Here is a 19,497-nt window from a genome sequence, read left to right as displayed (position 1 = left end):
GGGTAAATTCACATTACTGGCTATTTCCCAGAGCTCCTTTACGATTCCTGGGCCTGGTGCAAACATAAAGTTCAAAGATGGCGAAGGGGAAGTCAATGAGTTGGACTTCCAGATAAATGAAAGACAAATGCATGGTGAACGAATAAAAAATATACCCCTTACAAAAGAAAATACAATCGATTATACCGGGAACTTCAAAAGCGATGAATTAGGAGTGATATTTACGCTGGCTTTTAAAAACGGCAGATTATTGGCGTCCAACAATCGGACAAACGACATCGAACTAACGCTTATTGAGCCGGATGTTTTTTCCGGGGATATATGGTTTATGGGTCTGGTAAAATTTAAGCGCAACGGGGATAAGGCTGTAACGGGCTTTAACGTATCAACAGAACGAATGAATGATGTGAAGTTTTCGAAAATCGCGGCATTTTAGTCTGTGGGCCGTTACTTTTTTCCTGACTAGTCGAATAGGTGAAAAAGGAAATTAAATTGAATAAAAAAAGGAGCAAAAAATTAATTTAATCGCATAGTGGGAGGAGGAGTAAATATTTGTTCCAACATTTCAAACAATCCCGGATGTTTTTGTTTCATCAGGTGTGGTTGCTCGAAAAAATACTCTGCAGCTACTGCTAAAAATTCCGATTCGCTGGTAGCAGCGTATGGGTTAATATCCGATTCGCCAGTTTTAATCTGTTGTATTTCTTCATGTATTCGTTTTAACCAGGGCAAAGAATATTTATGAGGCAATAATGCTGTTGGAAATCCATCTATATCTCCATCTGCTTTATCCACCAGGTGAACAAATTCGTGAATGGCAGTATTTGATTTATCTGTGTGGTTTAAAAATCCATTTCGCAAATCGTGTTGGGACAGGATCATCACATTCTGCATTGGGCCATTGCCTACCATGCCCAGTGTATCCCGTCCATGGCCTTCTATGTGATAATCTTTGTCAAAAGAATCGGGGTATAACAACACTTCGTGAATATTTCTGTATTCCCAGCTTTTAAAAGCGAAAATGGGGATAATGGCAGCGGCGGCTATAAAAATCCTGTCTATATCTTCCACAGTTGTTTTCACACCCGTTATGCGTACTTTTTGTAAAAAAAGTTGCAGCGATTCTTCAAACCTTATTTTTTCTTCCGCAGTTAATCCCTTGTAAAATAATACCTGCTCCTCAAGTATCTGTTTTTCTGTTTGAAAATCGGGTTGTGTTAAGGGCGTTTTTTTTCTACGGGCAGTGTATATAATTGCAGCAATTATTAGTAATGAAATTATGAAGATTATTTCCGGCATATTTTAAATGATATTTTACTAAAAAAATCTATTTCCATCCGCCACCTAAACTCCTGTACAATGTAACTACCGCCTGTAACTGCTGCAATTTATCGCTTATACTGCTTAATTGTGCAGCCAGTAAACTTTGTTCAGATGTTAATACATCAGTATAATTTGTCGCTGAAGTGTATTTCAAAAGTTCTTTTGTATAGTCAACTGATTTTTGTAAATAAAATATTTGTTGTGAACGGTTAATTATTTTATCAGATGCGGCCTGGTAATCATACAATGCATTGGATACTTCCTGCCCGGCTGTTAATAAAGTTTGTTTGAAAGTTATAAAGTATTCTTCCTGCTGCGCCTGAGCTACTTTCAACCTTTGCTTATTTAATCCATTATTAAAGATGGGCTGTGTTAATCCGCCAACTATGTTTCCAAAAATAGAGGAAGCGCTAAAAAATTGTGACAGGCTGTTATTATATAAACCCCCTTGTGCTGTAATGGTAAGTGTTGGATAAAAATATGTTTTGGCCACATTAACCAATTCAGAATAATAACGCAACTGGTATTCGGCCTGCTGCACATCGGGGCGGTTGGCTAACAGTTGTGATGGAACACCTGTATTCAAATTGGTTGGCACTTCCTGTAAAGCTAAGCTATCCCTTGCGATGCTGCCGGGTTCTCTTCCCAACAATATGTTGATAGCATTTTCTGTTACCCGGATATTTTGTTTTATATCAGGCATTGTTACTTCTACTGAATAGCGATTGGCTTCGCTTTGCACAACGGCGGCCCCGGTTACTACATTACTTTCTTTTAAAATTTTCATTGTTGCTGCATCCTGTATCCTGTTGTCTAATGTTTTTAAGGTTATCAGTAATTGTGCATCGTAGGCCATCAATGCGTAATAACTGGTAGCAATATTAGCAACCAACTGTGTTTGCACGGCTCGTTTATAAGCATCACTTTGTAACAAGGCAGCCAGTGCAGCTCTTTTACTGCTTTTTAATTTACCCCATAAATCAGCTTCCCAACTTATACCTGTATATATTTCATACACCTGATGATTACCTGCCTGTGCATCGGATAGTTTTAAAAGATTTGTTCCTGCATTTCCATTTACATTTGGTAAAAATGCAAGCCGGCTTTGCTTAAAACCTGCATCAGCTTGTTTTATCCGGGCAGCCGCAATTTTTAAATCTAAATTATTATTGATGCCTTCCTGTATCAGCGATTGCAATATGGTATCGGTGAATATTTGCTTCCAGCGCAATGCAGCTATGGTTGTTGTATCAGTTGCGCTTACATCACGGTAGAGTTTATTGTCTGCGATATCTGGAGAACGCTGGTATGGCTGGGTTACTTTACAGGAAGAAAACATGACAGCCAACAACAATGCTGGCATCAATAAACTGTAAGATTTGAATTTATTTCGTAACTCCATTTTCATTTTTCTTTCCTCTGAATAATTTATTTAAGCAACTGCCGTTACATTTGGCTCATCTGCTTCATCGTTCACTTTATTGCTTCGTAATCTTTCCTGTAATCCCTGGAAAATCACATACAATGTTGGAATTACAAATACACCTATCAAAGTACCAAACAACATTCCTCCAATGGCTCCTGTACCGATGGATCTGTTTCCATTGGCTCCCACGCCGGATGAAAACATCAATGGCATCAATCCAAAAACAAATGCAAAGGATGTCATTAGAATCGGCCGCAGGCGCGCTTTTGCTCCTTCAATGGCAGATTGCACAAGGTCCATTCCCTTCCTTCTTCTTTCTAAAGAAAATGTTACCATCAAAATTGCGTTCTTTGCTAAAAGCCCAATAAGCATGATTACTGATATCTGCATGTAGATATTATTATCCAACCCGAATAATTTAGCAAATACAAATACACCGGCTAAGCCAACAGGCATGGAAAGCAATACCGCAAACGGCAATAGGTAACTTTCATATTGGGCGCTTAACAACAGGTACACAAAGACGAGGCATAAAATGAAAATGTAAGTTGTTTGTGAACCGCTGTTTTGTTCTTCCCTGCTGATACCGGAATATTCAAAAGTGTAGCCCGGTGGCAATGTCTGTCCGGCCGTTTCTTTAATTGCCGTTAATGATTGACCGGTAGTATAGCCATTGTTTGGCGAGCCGCTAACCGATATAGATGAATATAAATTGAACCTGGTAACGGTCTCCGGCCCATATATTCTTTTCAATGTAACAAATTCTGTTATCGGGGCCATTGCCCCACTCCCCGTTTTTACAAACACTTTGTTCAGTCCTGCCGGGGCCGCCCTGTAGTTAGTGTCTGCCTGCACAATCACCCTGTATTGCTGGCCAAACTCATTAAAATTGGAAACATAGGAACCGCCATAAAAGGTTTCCACGGCATTCAATACATCAGTTACCAGTATGCCTGCATCTTTACATTTGGGAACATCCACATCCATCAGGTATTTCGGAAAATTCGGGTTGAAAGATGTTGCCGCGTATTGTATCTCGGGTCGGTTATTAAGGGCTGTCAAAAAATTCTGTGCTACTTTGTAAAAATCCGCATCGGCATGTCCTTCTTTATCCTCCAGTTGAAAAGTGAAACCCCCGCTATTGCCAAATCCGGAGATAGTAGGTTGGGACATATAATTAATACTGCCTTCCCGGATATGCGATGTTTTTTGGCGGAGTGTTTTTATCACATCACTTTGGCTTACATGGGGACGTTGCCCCCAGGGTATTAAGCGCAGTGTTACCAATCCGAACGAACTGCCTGTTCCCGAAATAAAATTTTGCCCCATGATAACCATGGTATGTGCCACTTCCGGCAAACTACTTGAAATACTGTCTACCTCATGGGCTACCACCTGAACTCTTTCTTTGGTAGAAGCCGGTGGAAGGCTGATGTTGATAAAGATGGTTCCCATATCCTCGCTGGGTACAAAGCTGGATGGAGTTGATTTCATCAAATAATAAAATCCGCAACCAAACAATGAGATGGCAGCAATTACAATCCATTTTTTCGCGGATAGATACTGAACAGATCGGCCATACTTTGATATAAGACTGTCGTATGCCGTGTTGAAGCCAATTTGAAAACGCTGTCTGAAGTTTCTTTTTTTTGTGTTTTCTTCATGATTGGGCGGCCTTAAAAATAATGCAGCCAATGCGGGGCAAAGTGTCAATGCATTTACTGCAGAAATCATAATGGCGATCGCCATTGTAATACCAAACTGTCTATAAAATACACCGGCAGAGCCGGTAACAAATGTTAAAGGAAGGAACACCGCTGCCATTATCAATGTAATTGAAATAATGGCAACATATATTTCAGACATGGCATCAATAGCCGCTTTACGTGGTGATTTATAACCGCTTTCTAATTTGGAATGCACAGCTTCCACTACCACGATGGCATCATCTACTACAATACCAATGGCGAGCACTAAAGCAAATAAGGTGAGTAAATTAATACTGAAACCAAAGAGGTATAGAAAAAAGAAGGTGCCGGTGATGGCTACGGGCACAGATATGCCATGAATTATGGTAGAACGTAGATCCTGCAGAAAAATAAATATAACGAGAAACACCAGCAGGAAACATTCGATTAGTGTATGCAATACTTTATCTATCGAAGCATCCAATACCTGGTTCACATCTACGAGATAAACAAACTTTATTCCCGGTGGAAAAGATTTTGCAGCATGCTCGATTACTATTTTGGATTGATCAACAACATCTTTGGCGTTCGAGCCCGGAGTCTGACTGATGGAAATTCCCACCGCCTGTTTGCCATCAGTAACAGTAGAGCCGGTGTACGTCTGCGCTCCCAGCTCTATACGGGCTATATCCTTTAATCGCAGGTATTGCCCCGGTGCAGTTGATTTGATAATAATATTTCCATAGTCATCAGGTGATTGCAATTGGCCTTTATAAGTTATATCATATTGAAAAGGCTGGTTATCATTTTCACCAAACTTGCCAGGTGCAGCCTGGACACTTTGTTCATTCAATGCGTTGGAAACATCCTGTGGCGTTACACCATAAACTGACATCAAATCTGGTTTCAGCCATATCCGCATAGAATAAGTCATGGAAGAACCAAACACATTTGCAAAGCCGACTCCATTTACTCTTTGTAATTGTGGTATCACGTTGATCGCAGCATAGTTTTGTAAGAAGGTCTGGTCATAAGCCGGGTTATCGCTATACAAAGAGAGGATCAACAGGTTGCTGCTTTGTTGCTTTTTTACAGTGATACCTGCCTGGATAACCGGTTGTGGTAATAAACTGGTAGCGGCGCTAACACTGTTTTGTACATCAACAGCTGCCTGGTTGGGATCGGTACCAATTGCAAAAAAAACACTGATAGAAGCTGTGCCCGTATTGGTGGCGGAAGAAGTAATATAAGTCATGCCCTGCACGCCATTTATTTGTTGTTCCAATGGCACAATCACACTTTTAAGCAATACATCAGCACTTGCACCTGGATAATTGGCAGTTACCTGGACGGTAGGGGGAGATATGTTAGGATATTGGGCAATGGGCAGTTTCAGTAAACCCAGGATGCCCAACAACACAATCAGCACAGAAATGACTGTGCTTAATACGGGGCGATTTATAAATAATTTCAGCATATATTTATTTTCTTTTCCCCTCTATTGTGCCCAGTTTGTATAAACTATCCGCATTTATATACCCCGGAATAATGATTGTACTATCATTCAAATCAGATCCATTGATTACCACCCTGTCGCCGGGCATCAATCCTGTTTGTACAATCAGGAACTGTCCGTCATTGGTTGGTTTGGAATTGATAGCTCTACTGAAAACCTTGTTACTATCTTTTAATACATACACGAATTGTTTATCCTGTATTTCGTAAGAACTGGATTGCGGTACAAGCAACGCACTATCATTCAGGTGCGGTACACGAACGGTAGCACTGGCTCCACTATGTACCAAGCCCATTGGATTTGGAAATGTTGCTTTGAAGCTGGCAGTGCCTGTTTCTGTTGTGATAATGCCGCTTGCAGTTTCTATTTTTCCTTTCAATGGATAGGTTGTTCCATCAGCTAACAATAAAGTTGCTTGTGATAGTGTATTCAGCTTATCCTGTATTGTATTTCCTGTTGTATTATTTAAAAATGCAAGTAACTGTTTTTCATTTATAGAAAAGTAAGCAAACACATTACCAATATCTGAAAGAGTAGTGAGGGGCAGCGTAGTCGTGCTGCTTACCAATGCCCCTATTTTATAAGGAATAGTGGAAATGATCCCATTTTGAGGGCTCCGTATTAAGGTATAACCTACATTTGTATTTGCGTTGGCTAATGCAGCATAAGCCTGCGCCAGGGAAGCTTCTTTTGATTGCAGTGTATATTGTGCCGATTCTAATTCATATTTACTAACAATATCTTTCTCTACAAGTGGCCTCAATTTTTCCACATCCATTTTAGCAGCATTTACATCAGCAATCGCAATACTGATTGCCGCCCTGGATGTAATTACGGCCTGTTCGTACTGAGGGTTTTTTATTTTAAAAAGAAACTGGTCCTTTTTAACTACTGCACCTTCCTTCACATAAATTGATTGCAGGTAACCATCCACCATCGGTCTTATTTCTATTACTTCCTGCCCCTGTATGGTAGCAGGAAAATCAGTGTAGGTTAGAGTCGGCCTTGGCTCAACCACAAGTACTGCATAATCTTTGGCAGTTGGCTTTACCGGTGTCTTTTTTGGAGCACATGAATAAAAAAGCAATACCAAAAGCAAAATGGCTAAGCTGTCTTTCCGAGCCAGGCCGGCGGTTCCGGCTCCGACAATGAAAACCTGATTGTTTTTCAATGCGTTGCATAATTTATGATTAAAAATTTTAGATGCCTGTTGGTTCATTCCGCCGCCCGGCGTCGTTAAACCAGCTGGTATTTCCATTTGCAGCACAAATGTAGATTGGGATCTTTTCTGAGGTTATTACAGACGTTGCAAACAATATAACTATCGTCTCAAATGGAGCATCAATGTATAAAAATGACATTTCAATAAAATATTGTGGCCAGATTTTCCGTTTGAAAATATTTGACAGCATTTTTGCCTTCCAGGAGGCGGGGTGGATCATCGCGGTTTCACACAAACAGTCGGTTCAAGATATTAGTCAATGATTCGTTGTACAAAAGGTAACCGCCATTATCGCTATTAGTAAGCATCACAAAACCTGTTTTTTTTTCAATTGACACCATGGCCAGGGACTTAAGCCCTGTTTGTCCACCGGAATGCAGGATGATATTGCCGCCTTGTCTTTCCTTGACCGCCCATCCCAAAGCCCAGGAATCTGCGCCATCGATTTTTTGGTTATCCGGCAATTTTACCTGCGGTTTTACCATTTCCGTTAAACTATTTTTATTGAGCCGGTATGGATCATTTTCTTTAGCAGTAGACAGACCTATGATAAATTTCGCATAGTCTTTTGCGTTAGTAAGCAGGCCACCTGCAGATGCGTATCTCGCAAGATCCGTCTTTGTTTGGTGAGGTTTCGGTATTAGTTTTCCTTCAACATCATGTGGACGGGCTTCATTTTTGCCCAGCGTGGGTGTCCATACATATCCGCTTGAAACCATGCCATGTGGCTTTAATACATTTTTTTCCAGGTAATCGCCAATATCAGTGGCACAAACACGCAAATCTGCTTCATAATTACCGCAGTTGCTGGTATCCGTTTTTCCGGTTAGCGCTGTTACAATTCTTTGCAGATAATAATAACCCTCACCAGAATAATCGAAGCCAGTACCAGGGGTAAAACTAATTCTCAACGGCTCCCCAGGCGATCGCCAGTTTTGAAAACCACTTTGGTGAGAAAGCACATGACGCGCTGTGATCATGTCCAGGCGGCCATCATTTTCCAGGAACCGTTCCTTGGAATACTTTACCAGTGGCGAATCAAGGTTCATCACACCTTTCTCGCATAATTTCATAACTGCATAAGCGAACACCGTTTTGCTGATGGATGCTATTTCAAAAATCGTGTCTGTATTTACCGCTGAATTTGTTACCACATCTTTCACACCAAAGCCTTCGTTCCAGCTGAGCTGGTCGTCCCGGATAATAGCGATGGAGAGGCCAGGTATTTTTCTTTCTTTCATTATTGGCAGGATCAGTTTCTGGAGTTCCTTTGCGAGGGGCTCTGGTTGTTGATGTTGGTGAAGAGCTACTCGCCAATCATTACCGTAAATCATTGCTCCGGGTAAGCCAACAGTTAACAAGGCAGCTTTGCTACTCATTGAAATAAAATTTCGACGAAGCATAGAGTGAATTGGTTTTTGATGAACCTAATTGCCAAATAATTGAACTAATCCACGGTATAATTTCCTTTTTTTATTTCAATTTTGCCTTGTCAATAACGACAACAATTTTAAAATAAAAAAAATGAAACGTACAGCAAAAGCACATTGGGAAGGTAACCTAAAAGAAGGTAAGGGCGAATTAACTACGCAAAGTGGTATTTTAAATAGAACAAATTATAGTTTTAAAAGTCGTTTTGCAGAAGGCGAAGCAGGCACAAATCCAGAGGAATTATTAGCTGTTGCTCATGCAGGGTGTTTTACAATGGCTGTTAGTGCTGCATTAACAGAAAAAGGATGGAATCCAACAGCATTGGATACTCAGGCTATAGTAACAATGGAAGGTTTAAGCATCACAGCTGTACATCTTAATATTACTGGTACGGTACCTGGCGTTGGCGCAGAAGAATTTGAAACTATTACCAAAGATGCAGAGCAAAATTGCCTGATCTCCAGGGCGTTGAAAATACCTATCAGTTCCGAAGCTCATTTGGTGTCTTAATTCAAAAAACTTTCAAGTATTCAAATCATGGGTATCTCATTATAGCTTTGATTTTATGTAAACTGGCTCTTCATCATTTAAAATGTTGTAACCAGCATTATGATCTGTATCAAATGCGGGAAGGAGCTGCGGCTGTAATTATTAATGAGTTTAATAAACTTGCTGGTTATGAAGGGAAACGGCTTGAAATGCTAAATTCTGGACTCATAACAGATTATATAGGCAGTGACAAAATCTTGTCCGCAAATCCCACTATTATCACCGTTATGAATGCTATTAAATCAGAAGATAAAAGAATTGAAAAAGGAATTTGAAATTGCTTCAGTAAAAAACTCATAAGTACAGCCCGACAAAGCTTTGCAAACTTGTCATGCGGTTCATTAGTGGATTAACAGTACAGCCTCCGGACGGCCTTCTGTTTACATATACATTTATTTGGTTTATTTCTTTTTGTTTCGCTTTGAATATTCAAATGGATAAAGACGAGCTACGAATGCTTTGTCTCCCTGCGAAAGTCCTTCTTCAGCGGGTGTAATAATTTTTCCACCGGTAAATTCGGGAGGAAATCTATAGAACATGATCGATTCAGGATCGAAACGTTTTTGTACCGGGTAAAAGTTTTTATTCCAGGTCGTAAACATCATATGATCAACATCCTTACGGGTCCAATAATTGGGGGGATCCTGGTAGGTTTTGTAGACGGCTTCTTTCTTCCAGGGGATTTTAGCTGTAGGATTCTGGTGTTCATTCATCAGGCCAAGAACATGGCCAAATTGTTTTAGGATAACCGTTTCGGCTTCGGTATCCTGGATCTTATCATTCAGCCAACCAAAATTAACCGTTTGAAGATTGGACGAAACTGCAAGTGCATCTGTGCCGACATAGGACCAGCTACCTCCGTCTTTTTCGTCAAAGGATACCCGAACTTCTCCTAATTTATCTTCGTCAAATTGGAAATTAATATTTGCGTAGGCACTCCATATAGAAGCAAATCGCTTTACCAGGTTTTTTTGTCTTGCATTACCATCAAGAAAGTTAACACGGAGTAGGGAACCGGGCTTCCACAATTTTGGATTACCGGGTTGCTTAGCGGCCATTTTTGACGGAGCGACCTTTTTGGGGGACTCTTTTTTTATTGAGATCTTTTCAGTTTTGGGGGACTCTTTTTTCTCTGAGATCTTTTCAGATGATGTGTTGGGAGCAGTAAGAACACGGGCTTCGAATTGTACCTTATATACTGCTGCAACCACATCACTGGCTAACTGATCAGCAGTGGTAAACCAGCCAATCATATGGCGTTCGCCGAGACGGTTCCGAAAATCGGTAATATTTTTTCCGCCCGATTTGCCACCGGATTGCGAATCCATAAACTGCGGCCGCCAGGCTATATTTTTATCCAGAATAAACAGGAGGCACTGTTTTTTTAATTTCGCCGCCTGCCGGTATTCCAATTCTGTAATAGATAGTTTCGAAGGATTTTCTTTTGCCGGGACAAAGCCATAACGCCATGCAACAATCCCGACATAGATATCACAGTCAGCAATATCCTCCAAACATTTAGCAAGAGGGCGCTGATCTCCTGCTACATAGTCTTCCATTGATATAACATCCTGCCGTAGTTTGCGGAGTTGATTGTAGACCTTAGCGCGATAATCTTTGAGATCTTCAAATGTTGACGAAATATAAATTTTCATGGAATGGTGGTTTAAATGGTCAGTGAACGGGTTTTATGAAATTAAATTTTATTTCATCCTCCTTATTCCAATACGTGTCTACCATATGTCTTAAAAATCCAGTAAACAATTTTAATTGTGAAGGCTGGATAAAAGCATAGAATTGATCGTGGGTAGTATGAAAGCCCATATAGAAAAGCCAGAATCCCAGGCTGAGATAAGGTATTACCGCCAACTCCTGTTCACTAACAGGACGATATTCACGATATCCTTCAAGAAAAATCGTATAGGCATCATTGGCCGCTTTTTGTGTCATCCTCCCGGTATATACATCCAGGCTAAGGTGTTGCCAAAAGGTCATTATATCATTCACCAAACAACCGTAACCCATAAAATCAAAGTCAAAAAAGGTAACCGAATCATCTGTGAAATGAAAGTTTTTGGGAAGGAAGTCAAAATGGCAATAGCCTTTTGAAAATCCGGATTTGTTTAATTGCGACAACTTTTTCTCTATCTGCTTCGCTGCCTGCTGCAGCCAGTCGTGCCCTTCAGGATCTTCTTCAAAGGCGGATTTCAACATTTTTAAGGGCTTGAAAAGAGTTGTTTCGAGATCAAAATTCCACCTTTCTTTTCCCACTCTTACTGTCGATGATACATTATGAAAGCGTGCCATTTCACGGCCAAAGATGCGAAGTTGGTTTTCATTCAGTATCCTCACCGAATGACCAGGTGCATAACTAAATAGAACAGCATGTCTTTCCCCTTCAACCGCTTCAAGGTTCTGAATAGCCTCTCCGGAAACATCGGGAATGGGATAAGACACGGAGACATCAGCCTGCTTTAACGCCAAAAGCAACTCCATTTCCTCTTTTATTTGTGGCAGACTTCGATGAGAAGAACGGTAGACCCGAAGTATAAAGCGGCCTTCGGATGATTCAACCAAATAGGTATCGCCTACACCCCGGGCCAGGAGTTTGCATTGAACATTTTCTAATTCATATTTTGCTGAGACCAACGAGGAAAGCGCTATAGGGCAAAGGGTAGAGTAAGTTGCAGGGAAAACAGGTTTCATGTGATAAAGATATGAGTCTATAATATTTTGTTGTATGATAAAATCGTGAACATCAGCATTCAAATGTTCGATTTAGTAGTGGCTATCATAGTTGAACAGGAGACAGACCTGTAGGGATTAAGAGTCGATCTGCCAATGTCGGAATTATATCATAGATTGCTAACTTTCATTTTTAGTCCGGGAAATCTTACCTCATGACGCGTTACCGTATTTTTTTTATTCCCCTTGCGTGCTTTGTTATAATGATTTTTACGGGTCTTGCATTTACTCCGGCCTTCGTTTCCAGTACAGGTGAGAAACTTGCAAAGACCTATTGCGCAACCTGCCATTTGTTCCCCGACCCTTCCCTGCTCGACAAAAAAACCTGGAAGGAAACTGTGTTACCCAATATGGGTTGGAGATTGGGTATCAGGAAGCCTGGTGACGATCCATATGCAAAAATGGAAAAGGATGAAGCGCAATCAATAAAAACTTTACATGTGTTTCCCGAAAAAGCTTTACTGCCCCAGGCCGACTGGCAAGAAATCGTGGAATACTATTTGCAAAATGCTCCTGACAAACCCTTACCGCAAAACAATCCTCCAACATTCGACAGCCTGCTGAATAATTTTCATGCAGAGGCATTTTCATTTACAAAAGAAAAATTGCCCCAAACAAGCCTCCTGAAATACGATAGCAGCTCCGGACTTTTGTTTATTGGCGACGTTCGGCGTGAACTATATGCGATGAGGCGCAATCTTAAATTGCTGGCGTCATGGAAATTGGAAAGCGCACCTGTTGATATCAATTTCCATATACCTGGATCCCCGCGGGTACTTTGCATCGGTTCCCTAAAGCCATCGCAGAAAATTAACGGAAGTTTTTATGCCTTTGATACTGCAACTTCATCTGCGAAGTCCGCGAAGTCCGCGAGTGGACCGAAGAAAATCAATCATCTCGCACGACCCGTTGCCTGCGAAGTAAGTGATCTAAACTCGGATGGCGTAAATGATGTGATCATTTGCGAGTTTGGTAACCACACCGGGAAGCTTAGCTGGTTCGAAGGCGGCGACGCAGACAAGGAGCATGTTTTGAAATCTCAACCCGGAGCAAGACGCGTTGAAGTGTGTGATTTTAATGGTGATGGAAAACCCGATATCATGGCATTAATGGCTCAGGCAAGAGAAGAGTTGATTCTTTTTATCAACCAGGGAAAGAATAAGTTTTCCCAAAAGAGTATTTATCAATTTCCACCTGTGTACGGCATGACTTATTTTGAACTGACTGATTTTAACAAAGACGGACATCCTGATATTTTACTGACTAACGGAGATAACTGGGATTTGTCGCCTGTCAAAAAAAATTATCACGGCATCCGCATACTGATGAATGACGGCAGGAATAATTTTAAGATCACCAAATTCTTTCCCTTTTATGGTGCCAGCAAAGCCGTTGCCCGCGACTTCGACAACGATGGTGACCTCGACATTGCAGCCATCGCATTCTACGATGATCCAAAAGAACAGTCGAACTCCTTCCTCTACCTTGAAAACAAAGGCGACCTGACGTTTTCGTCTTCATCCACGCCCGTGGCTGCAAACGGGAAATGGATTACTATGGAGGCTTGCGACTTCGATCGCGATGGTGATCAGGATATCATCCTCGGCTCGTTTGTGTATACAGTGAATGACTTTTCAAACTTGATTAATCAGGGAGTTGAGTGGTTTCCACAGGTGATGATTTTATGGAATGATGGAAAGCAGTGACTAACGTTATTATATCCCCAGGAACTGGTATGCATGCTGTCTGAAGAGAACCAGTTTCTGTTCAAATTCCTTTTTGTCATTAATAAGGCTCAGATAAAAATAGGCGCCATCAACCATCATATATATAAGTTGTGCAGCCTTGCGGGAATCCTTTACAATAACTTCATCATGGTCAATACAGTCCTGTATCAGGGCGGTTAGTATGCTGCGAAGCTGGTCGTGCATTGCTTTATATTGTTCTTTTACAACCTGGTCCCTGAAAACCAGGGCATAACCGCTAAAATAAATGCCATTATCTACCAAATCGTCCCATTTATTTGAAATCAGGCTGTCTATAACGAACTTAAGCCTTGTCAACCGCGTAGCTTTTCGTGATGGAGGGACATGATAAATTTCAGAGTACTTATCAAGTATGTGTCCAATTAATCCTTTTGTAAGATCGTCTTTTGTTTGAAAATAATGGATAATAAGACTTGGATTAATATCGGTCTCTTTGGCAATCTTGGCAATCGAAGTGTTTTCAAGACCTTCCAGTTTTGCAACCTTATAATAGCCTTCAATAATCTCTTTCTGTCTGATCTCCTTTTTGCTAGCTCTGCCCATTGGGAATGATTTATTTAGCCAATTGCAAAGTATACACCTTTTCAAATAATTGGTTCATACTTTATTGCGAATTTTTAATTGAATAAGCGTTCAAACAAAATTAACGCTGGCTTAATATTATGTTAATACTCGCCGGATATCTTCGCGATCCTATCCCAACCAAAACATTTCACTTATGAAACAGAAGATATTTTTTAAATTTTTACTAGCCATAATATGCCTGCAGCCTATTGTGTGCTTTGGTTTCCAGGCAGAAAAGCCCGTCTCCGGTGTTGTAAAAAGCAGTGATGGAGAACTTCTTTCAGGCGTTAGCATCAGCATTGGCGGAAATGGATCCGGTGCCAATTCAAAATCCGGTACCAATACAAAAAAGGACGGAACCTTTAGTATGAATGCAAAAGTTGGTGACATACTGCATCTTACTGCGGTAGGTTATGCGGGCAAAGAAGTTGCCATCACCGAAGCAAATTTTTATGAAATTGTACTTGAGCAAGCCTCTCAGGGTTTGTCGGAAGTGGTTGTGGTTGGTTTTGGAACGCAGAAAAAAGTCAACCTTTCAGGAGCTGTTGACCAGGTGAAGGCGAAAGACCTGCAAAATCGTCCCATCACCAATGTAGCTCAAGGCTTGCAGGGTATGGTTCCCAACCTGAATATCAGGTTCTCTTCCGGTGCGCCCGGGCAAACTCCTTATATTAACATTCGCGGTATTACATCCATTAACGGCGGCGATCCGCTTATACTGATAGATGGAGTACAAAATACCCCCGCAGAATTAAACCTGCTTGCTCCACAGGACATTGAATCAATGTCTGTGATCAAAGATGCTTCAGCGGCTGCTATTTATGGTGCCAGGGCTGCATTCGGAGTAATATTGATTACGACCAAAGTGGGCGTTTCGGCTAAAGCTACTGTTAGTTATTCCAACAACTTCAGCCTCAATAAACCGACGGTAATGCCCAGGATGATTACCGATCCTTATGTATTTTCCCGTTTATTGGAACTGTCAACAGATAATACACCCTGGGACAACGTTAACTATGATGACCAGTATTATGAATATGCCAAAGAACGTTCTGATGATCCCTCCATCCCGGGAGTAAGGGTGAACCCCACCGTTCCTACACAGTGGGAATACATGGGCGACCGCGACTGGACCCGTTATTTTTATGATGATTACACCTTTAATCAGAACCACGACTTATCAATTAGCGGCAGCAGCGAGAACAATAAAATGAGATATTATCTTTCCGGAGGTTACAACAGGCAGAACAGTGCACTCACAGTTGCAGATGATTATTTTGAGCGTTTTAGTTTGAGAGCCAAGGTAGATTATAGCATTCGCAAATGGCTGAAAATAGGGAACAATACCGTTTATACTAATACAAACCGTAAGAAGCCATCGCAATTCGACTCATGGAGTGTATATACTTATTTTCCGACAGCATGGGATAAAAACCCTGACGGCACCTGGGCCAATACAAGTGTTGGTGATGCTGCAGCCCGGGCGGCTGACGGAGGTGTTGCAACTGAAAAGCAAAGTGTAATCCAGTCAACATTTACCGGGGAAGCGTCTTTTTGGAACAAACTGCTGACCATCAATGCGGATTACACTTTCAGAAACTCTTCGGCTAATCTAAACAGTTACCAAACCACCTACAAGGTAGGTTATGGCCCCGATGACGTGCGTGAGTTGGGGACAAATTCAGCCAGGCGCGAAGCGGATTTTATTAACTATCGGATCTTTAATATTTATGGAACGCTGAATAAAAAGTTTTCAAAGCATGCTATCAGCGCAGTGATGGGTTACAACCAGGAAAGTTACCGTTCGGAAGATTTTTGGGTTAACAGGGGAGATCTGGTCTCAGCTTCTTTTCCCACCATTGCACTGGCTACCGGTATATTAGACGGAAATGAAAGTATCAGCACTTATGCTTTAAGAGGAGTATTTGGCAGGTTGAATTATATTTTCGATGATAAGTATATCGTAGAATTCAATGGCCGTTATGACGGGTCTTCACGCTTTCCCGAAGATAAAAGGTTTGGTTTCTTCCCTTCAGCATCAGCGGCCTGGAGGGTGGACCAGGAATCCTTTATGCAGTCTCTTAAAGGCGTAATCGACAACCTGAAACTTCGCGCTTCTTACGGCTCATTAGGTAACCAGGCGCTGGGCAGTGTTTATTACGGTTATATACCTACCATGGGTACCGCCACATCACCTTATCTGATTGGAGATGGACGACCACTTATGATAAATCCCCCGGGTCTTGTTTCAAGCAACTATAGTTGGGAAAAAGTAAATACCACCAATATTGGTCTGGATCTTGGTATTTTAAAAAACCGTGTTACACTTTCATTTGACATGTATAAACGTAACACCTTAAACATGCTTACGCTTGGCAAGGATTTGCCGGATGTTTTGGGGGCGAGTGAACCAAACGAAAATGCTGCAGATTTGCAAACCAGGGGTTGGGAACTTTCTGTTGGCTATCAGAACAGATTTAATGTTAGCGGAAGTCCCCTGGCATTCAATGCCCGCTTTATATTGTCTGATTCAAAAACTGCCATTACCAGGTTTGATAATCCTACCGGAAGCATTACCCAGTATTACAAAGGAATGAATTTGGGAGAGATATGGGGATTGCAAAGCAATGGGCTTTTCCAGAGCCAGGGGGAGATAGACAAACTTGATCAGAATTCCATTATTCCCTGGGATGCATTAGCCATTGTTCCAGGATGGCCTAAATATGTTGATAAGGATGGCAATGGTAAAATAGAGAAAGGATACACGCTGAGCGATACCAAAGATCTTACTGTTATAGGTAACTCATCTCCGAGATACCAGTTCGGGCTGGATTTGAATTCCAACTGGAAGAACTTCGATGTAAGGATATTTCTGCAGGGCGTGGCTAAAAGAGATTATTACCCGCTCGACTACCTGTATTTTGGTTTTTACCAGCAACCATATGGTAATACATACGAACATCTGCTGGATTTTTATCGGCCCGGGGATGATAGCCCTACAGATTTGGAAAAACGTTCCCAGTCATACGTCAATCTGGGATTGTCCAGGGCAAATCATAATGCTAAATTTCCTGTACTTCAATCGTGGATGGCTGACGCGAACCTTGGAACCCGGATTGACGAGGCAATGGGATTGGTAATTCCACAAACCGATTACATGCTTAATGCCGGGTATCTTCGCATCAAGAATATTAGTGTTGGCTATACCTTGCCCAGGCCGCTGACAGAAAAATTTGGTATCTCCTCACTTCGTATATACGCTTCCGGTGAAAATATATTTGAATGGTCAGCCGTAAAAGATTATTTCGATCCTGAAACAAGTAACGCAGACATTAACTCCGATCCCCGCACGGGCGTAGGACGTAACGGTCATGGAATGACTTATCCCTTCCAGCGCAGTTATTCAGCAGGAATTAATCTTACATTTTAAATCTTAAGAACATGTCAGCTAAAAAATACTTTAATAAAACAACAGTATACTATTCGGCAATACTAATGCTTGGCCTGTCTGTTATATCCTGTAGCAAAAGCCTCGACCGGTTCCCGGAAACGCAGATGGGTGTAAGCTCTTTCTTCAATACAGAAGCGGATCTGAATTTATATACGAACAACATGTACGACTTTTCGGGTACCGGCATTTATACAGATGAAGCCTATACTTTAACCGACAATGCCTGGAGCACAGGAAGCGTGGAATTGAAAAACATGATGAGAAGCAGCCCTAGTTCATCAACGATTACAGAGGGTTGGAATTGGGAGCAGTTGCGGAAAGTGAATATATTCCTGGCCAATTTCAAAAAAGCCAGGATTACACAAGACAGATTGGATCATTTTGAAGGGCTGGCTCGTTTTTTCAGGGCCAGGTTTTATGCAACCAAAATAAAACGTTATTCTGATGTTCCATGGATCGACGTGCCAGTAGAAACCGCAAGCGAAGAAATTTTATTTGCGACAAGAGATTCGCGTGCAACAGTTGTGACCCATATATTAGAAGATTATGACTTCGCAGTTAGTCATATTGATGAAGAAGCTTCTGCAGGTGCAGTTACCCGTTGGGTGGCCAAGGCAGACTACGCCCGTTTTCTTTTGTACGAAGGCACTTTCAGGAAGTATCATACTGAACTGAATTTGCAGGGCTCTGCGACAGCTTTGCTGCAAAAGGCGTCTGAGATGGCAAATGATATCATGGTCAGCGGCAAATTCAATCTTTATACAACCGGCAAACCCGATCGTGATTATGGAAGTCTTTTTGACAATGAAAATCTTGATGCGAATCCTGAAATAATCCTGGCCAGGCGTTATGAAAACAATGTGCTGAATGGGGACGTGGGCGAAGGCGTATTTGGCAATTATGAAACTTCTCCTACAAAAGACCTGGTACAGGCTTACCTGATGAAGGATGGTAGCTTTTATAGCAGCCAACCCAATTACCAGCAGAATGAATATGTGCAGGAATTTAAAAACAGGGACCCACGCCTGTGGCAAACCTATGCCTATCCGGGATGGGTGTTGGCCCGGTCTGGCACCTATGCGCAGGGCGCCGGGTTATATGTTCAGCAACTGCAAAAGAACTTTTCAGGATACCACCAGATCAAAGGGTTTTACAACTACACCGACCAGGCAGACAGGAATGGAAAAGATATCCCACTTTACCGGTTTGCTGAGATATTATTGATTTATGCTGAAGCTAAGGCAGAACTTGAAAAAATTACGCAAACTGATTTGGATAATACCATAAACAAGTTAAGAGATCGCGTCGGTATGCCGCATTTGATGCTGAGCGCACCCGTTGACCCGGTAGAATCCGCTAAGTTTTCCAATGTAACCGGAGGCCTGCGGGGGCTTGTCTATGAAATACGACGCGAAAGAAGAGTTGAACTTTCCTTCGAAGGCCTGCGATATGATGACCTGATGCGTTGGGAAGCGGGTAAGCTTTTGGAAAAAGAACCGCAGGGTATTTATTTCTCTTCCCTCGGCAAGAAGGATATGACCGGTGACGGAATTGAAGACATTTATTTACTTCCGGCATCACAGTCTATTCCTGCCGATAAAGAAACCAACAGCCTGGGCCATGTTTTGAGGTATTACCGGGTGGGTACCTTTGGAGAGGATGTGAATTTATTTCTGGGAAATATTACATCAGGAAATATGCAGACGATAGAAGATATGGAAACATTTATAACCCCCAAATATTATTACCGCCCTGTACCACAAGCACAAATAGCTCTTAATTCAAATCTGAAGCAGATTTTCGGATGGGAGTAACC

Annotated in this window: 14 protein-coding genes; 6 read left to right on the top strand and 8 right to left on the bottom strand. The window is 41.6% G+C overall.

What is annotated here, in order from left to right; translation table 11 throughout:
• The coding region (locus VK664_RS04760; protein WP_461397471.1) for a hypothetical protein at positions 1 to 436 on the top strand (436 nt) is incomplete at its 5' end.
• A gap of 80 nt (positions 437 to 516) precedes the next feature.
• On the opposite strand, the gene VK664_RS04755 is transcribed toward VK664_RS04760, so the two are convergent.
• The 5 genes from VK664_RS04755 to VK664_RS04735 form a co-directional block, all read right to left on the bottom strand.
• Positions 517 to 1,299: a M90 family metallopeptidase gene (locus VK664_RS04755; protein ID WP_461397470.1), complete on the bottom strand. Its 783-nt coding sequence runs from the start codon at positions 1,297 to 1,299 to the stop codon at positions 517 to 519.
• A gap of 28 nt (positions 1,300 to 1,327) precedes the next feature.
• On the bottom strand, positions 1,328 to 2,725 hold the full coding sequence (locus VK664_RS04750) for a TolC family protein (protein ID WP_461397469.1): 1,398 nt from the start codon (positions 2,723 to 2,725) through the stop codon (positions 1,328 to 1,330).
• A 30-nt stretch (positions 2,726 to 2,755) separates the two neighbouring features.
• Positions 2,756 to 5,914: an efflux RND transporter permease subunit gene (locus tag VK664_RS04745; protein WP_461397468.1), complete on the bottom strand. Its 3,159-nt coding sequence runs from the start codon at positions 5,912 to 5,914 to the stop codon at positions 2,756 to 2,758.
• 4 nt (positions 5,915 to 5,918) lie between these two features.
• Entirely contained in the window at positions 5,919 to 7,124 is a 1,206-nt protein-coding gene (locus tag VK664_RS04740) for an efflux RND transporter periplasmic adaptor subunit (RefSeq protein WP_461397467.1), read from the bottom strand.
• A 278-nt stretch (positions 7,125 to 7,402) separates the two neighbouring features.
• Positions 7,403 to 8,554 carry a serine hydrolase domain-containing protein gene (locus VK664_RS04735; RefSeq protein ID WP_461397466.1) on the bottom strand — a complete coding sequence of 384 codons (1,152 nt, stop codon included), beginning with the start codon at positions 8,552 to 8,554 and terminating at the stop codon, positions 7,403 to 7,405.
• A gap of 145 nt (positions 8,555 to 8,699) precedes the next feature.
• On the opposite strand from VK664_RS04735, the gene VK664_RS04730 reads away from it, so the two are divergent.
• Both VK664_RS04730 and VK664_RS04725 read left to right on the top strand, forming a co-directional pair.
• On the top strand, positions 8,700 to 9,116 hold the full coding sequence (locus VK664_RS04730) for an OsmC family peroxiredoxin (RefSeq protein WP_461397465.1): 417 nt from the start codon (positions 8,700 to 8,702) through the stop codon (positions 9,114 to 9,116).
• 113 nt (positions 9,117 to 9,229) lie between these two features.
• Positions 9,230 to 9,430: a hypothetical protein gene (locus tag VK664_RS04725; protein ID WP_461397464.1), complete on the top strand. Its 201-nt coding sequence runs from the start codon at positions 9,230 to 9,232 to the stop codon at positions 9,428 to 9,430.
• Positions 9,431 to 9,556: 126 nt separating this feature from the next.
• Here the strand turns inward: VK664_RS04725 and VK664_RS04720 are convergent, their stop codons facing one another.
• A complete protein-coding gene (locus tag VK664_RS04720; RefSeq protein ID WP_461397463.1) occupies positions 9,557 to 10,810 on the bottom strand; it encodes a DUF4062 domain-containing protein in 1,254 nt (417 codons plus the stop codon).
• 19 nt (positions 10,811 to 10,829) lie between these two features.
• Positions 10,830 to 11,861 carry a phosphotransferase enzyme family protein gene (locus VK664_RS04715; protein WP_461397462.1) on the bottom strand — a complete coding sequence of 344 codons (1,032 nt, stop codon included), beginning with the start codon at positions 11,859 to 11,861 and terminating at the stop codon, positions 10,830 to 10,832.
• 194 nt (positions 11,862 to 12,055) lie between these two features.
• Between VK664_RS04715 and VK664_RS04710 the strand changes: the two genes are divergently transcribed.
• Complete coding sequence (locus VK664_RS04710; RefSeq protein WP_461397461.1) at positions 12,056 to 13,606, top strand: FG-GAP repeat domain-containing protein; 1,551 nt, start codon at positions 12,056 to 12,058, stop codon at positions 13,604 to 13,606.
• A 9-nt stretch (positions 13,607 to 13,615) separates the two neighbouring features.
• On the opposite strand, the gene VK664_RS04705 is transcribed toward VK664_RS04710, so the two are convergent.
• Positions 13,616 to 14,209: a TetR family transcriptional regulator gene (locus VK664_RS04705; protein ID WP_461397460.1), complete on the bottom strand. Its 594-nt coding sequence runs from the start codon at positions 14,207 to 14,209 to the stop codon at positions 13,616 to 13,618.
• Between the two features lie 175 nt (positions 14,210 to 14,384).
• Here VK664_RS04705 and VK664_RS04700 point away from each other — a divergent pair, with 175 nt between their 5' ends.
• Both VK664_RS04700 and VK664_RS04695 read left to right on the top strand, forming a co-directional pair.
• Entirely contained in the window at positions 14,385 to 17,660 is a 3,276-nt protein-coding gene (locus VK664_RS04700; RefSeq protein ID WP_461397459.1) for a SusC/RagA family TonB-linked outer membrane protein, read from the top strand.
• 11 nt (positions 17,661 to 17,671) lie between these two features.
• A complete protein-coding gene (locus VK664_RS04695) occupies positions 17,672 to 19,495 on the top strand; it encodes a RagB/SusD family nutrient uptake outer membrane protein (protein WP_461397458.1) in 1,824 nt (607 codons plus the stop codon).
• Positions 19,496 to 19,497 lie beyond the last annotated feature (2 nt).

The sequence above is a fragment of the Flavitalea sp. genome, from assembly GCF_035489435.1.
In the GTDB taxonomy this organism is placed as follows: domain Bacteria; phylum Bacteroidota; class Bacteroidia; order Chitinophagales; family Chitinophagaceae; genus DATHKG01.
Note: the sequence above shows the minus strand (reverse complement) of the source record. Positions and strands in the feature narration are given on the sequence as shown.

What these genes read in the sequence shown, in the direction of transcription:
- VK664_RS04755 (WP_461397470.1), bottom strand. Translation starts at nt 1,299, where the DNA reads ATGCCGGAAATAATCTTCATAATTTCATTACTAATAATTGCTGCAATT.
- VK664_RS04750 (WP_461397469.1), bottom strand. Translation starts at nt 2,725, where the DNA reads ATGGAGTTACGAAATAAATTCAAATCTTACAGTTTATTGATGCCAGCA.
- VK664_RS04745 (WP_461397468.1), bottom strand. Translation starts at nt 5,914, where the DNA reads ATGCTGAAATTATTTATAAATCGCCCCGTATTAAGCACAGTCATTTCT.
- VK664_RS04735 (WP_461397466.1), bottom strand. Translation starts at nt 8,554, where the DNA reads ATGAGTAGCAAAGCTGCCTTGTTAACTGTTGGCTTACCCGGAGCAATG.
- VK664_RS04730 (WP_461397465.1), top strand. Translation starts at nt 8,700, where the DNA reads ATGAAACGTACAGCAAAAGCACATTGGGAAGGTAACCTAAAAGAAGGT.
- VK664_RS04725 (WP_461397464.1), top strand. Translation starts at nt 9,230, where the DNA reads ATGCGGGAAGGAGCTGCGGCTGTAATTATTAATGAGTTTAATAAACTT.
- VK664_RS04720 (WP_461397463.1), bottom strand. Translation starts at nt 10,810, where the DNA reads ATGAAAATTTATATTTCGTCAACATTTGAAGATCTCAAAGATTATCGC.
- VK664_RS04715 (WP_461397462.1), bottom strand. Translation starts at nt 11,861, where the DNA reads ATGAAACCTGTTTTCCCTGCAACTTACTCTACCCTTTGCCCTATAGCG.
- VK664_RS04710 (WP_461397461.1), top strand. Translation starts at nt 12,056, where the DNA reads ATGACGCGTTACCGTATTTTTTTTATTCCCCTTGCGTGCTTTGTTATA.
- VK664_RS04705 (WP_461397460.1), bottom strand. Translation starts at nt 14,209, where the DNA reads ATGGGCAGAGCTAGCAAAAAGGAGATCAGACAGAAAGAGATTATTGAA.
- VK664_RS04700 (WP_461397459.1), top strand. Translation starts at nt 14,385, where the DNA reads ATGAAACAGAAGATATTTTTTAAATTTTTACTAGCCATAATATGCCTG.
- VK664_RS04695 (WP_461397458.1), top strand. Translation starts at nt 17,672, where the DNA reads ATGTCAGCTAAAAAATACTTTAATAAAACAACAGTATACTATTCGGCA.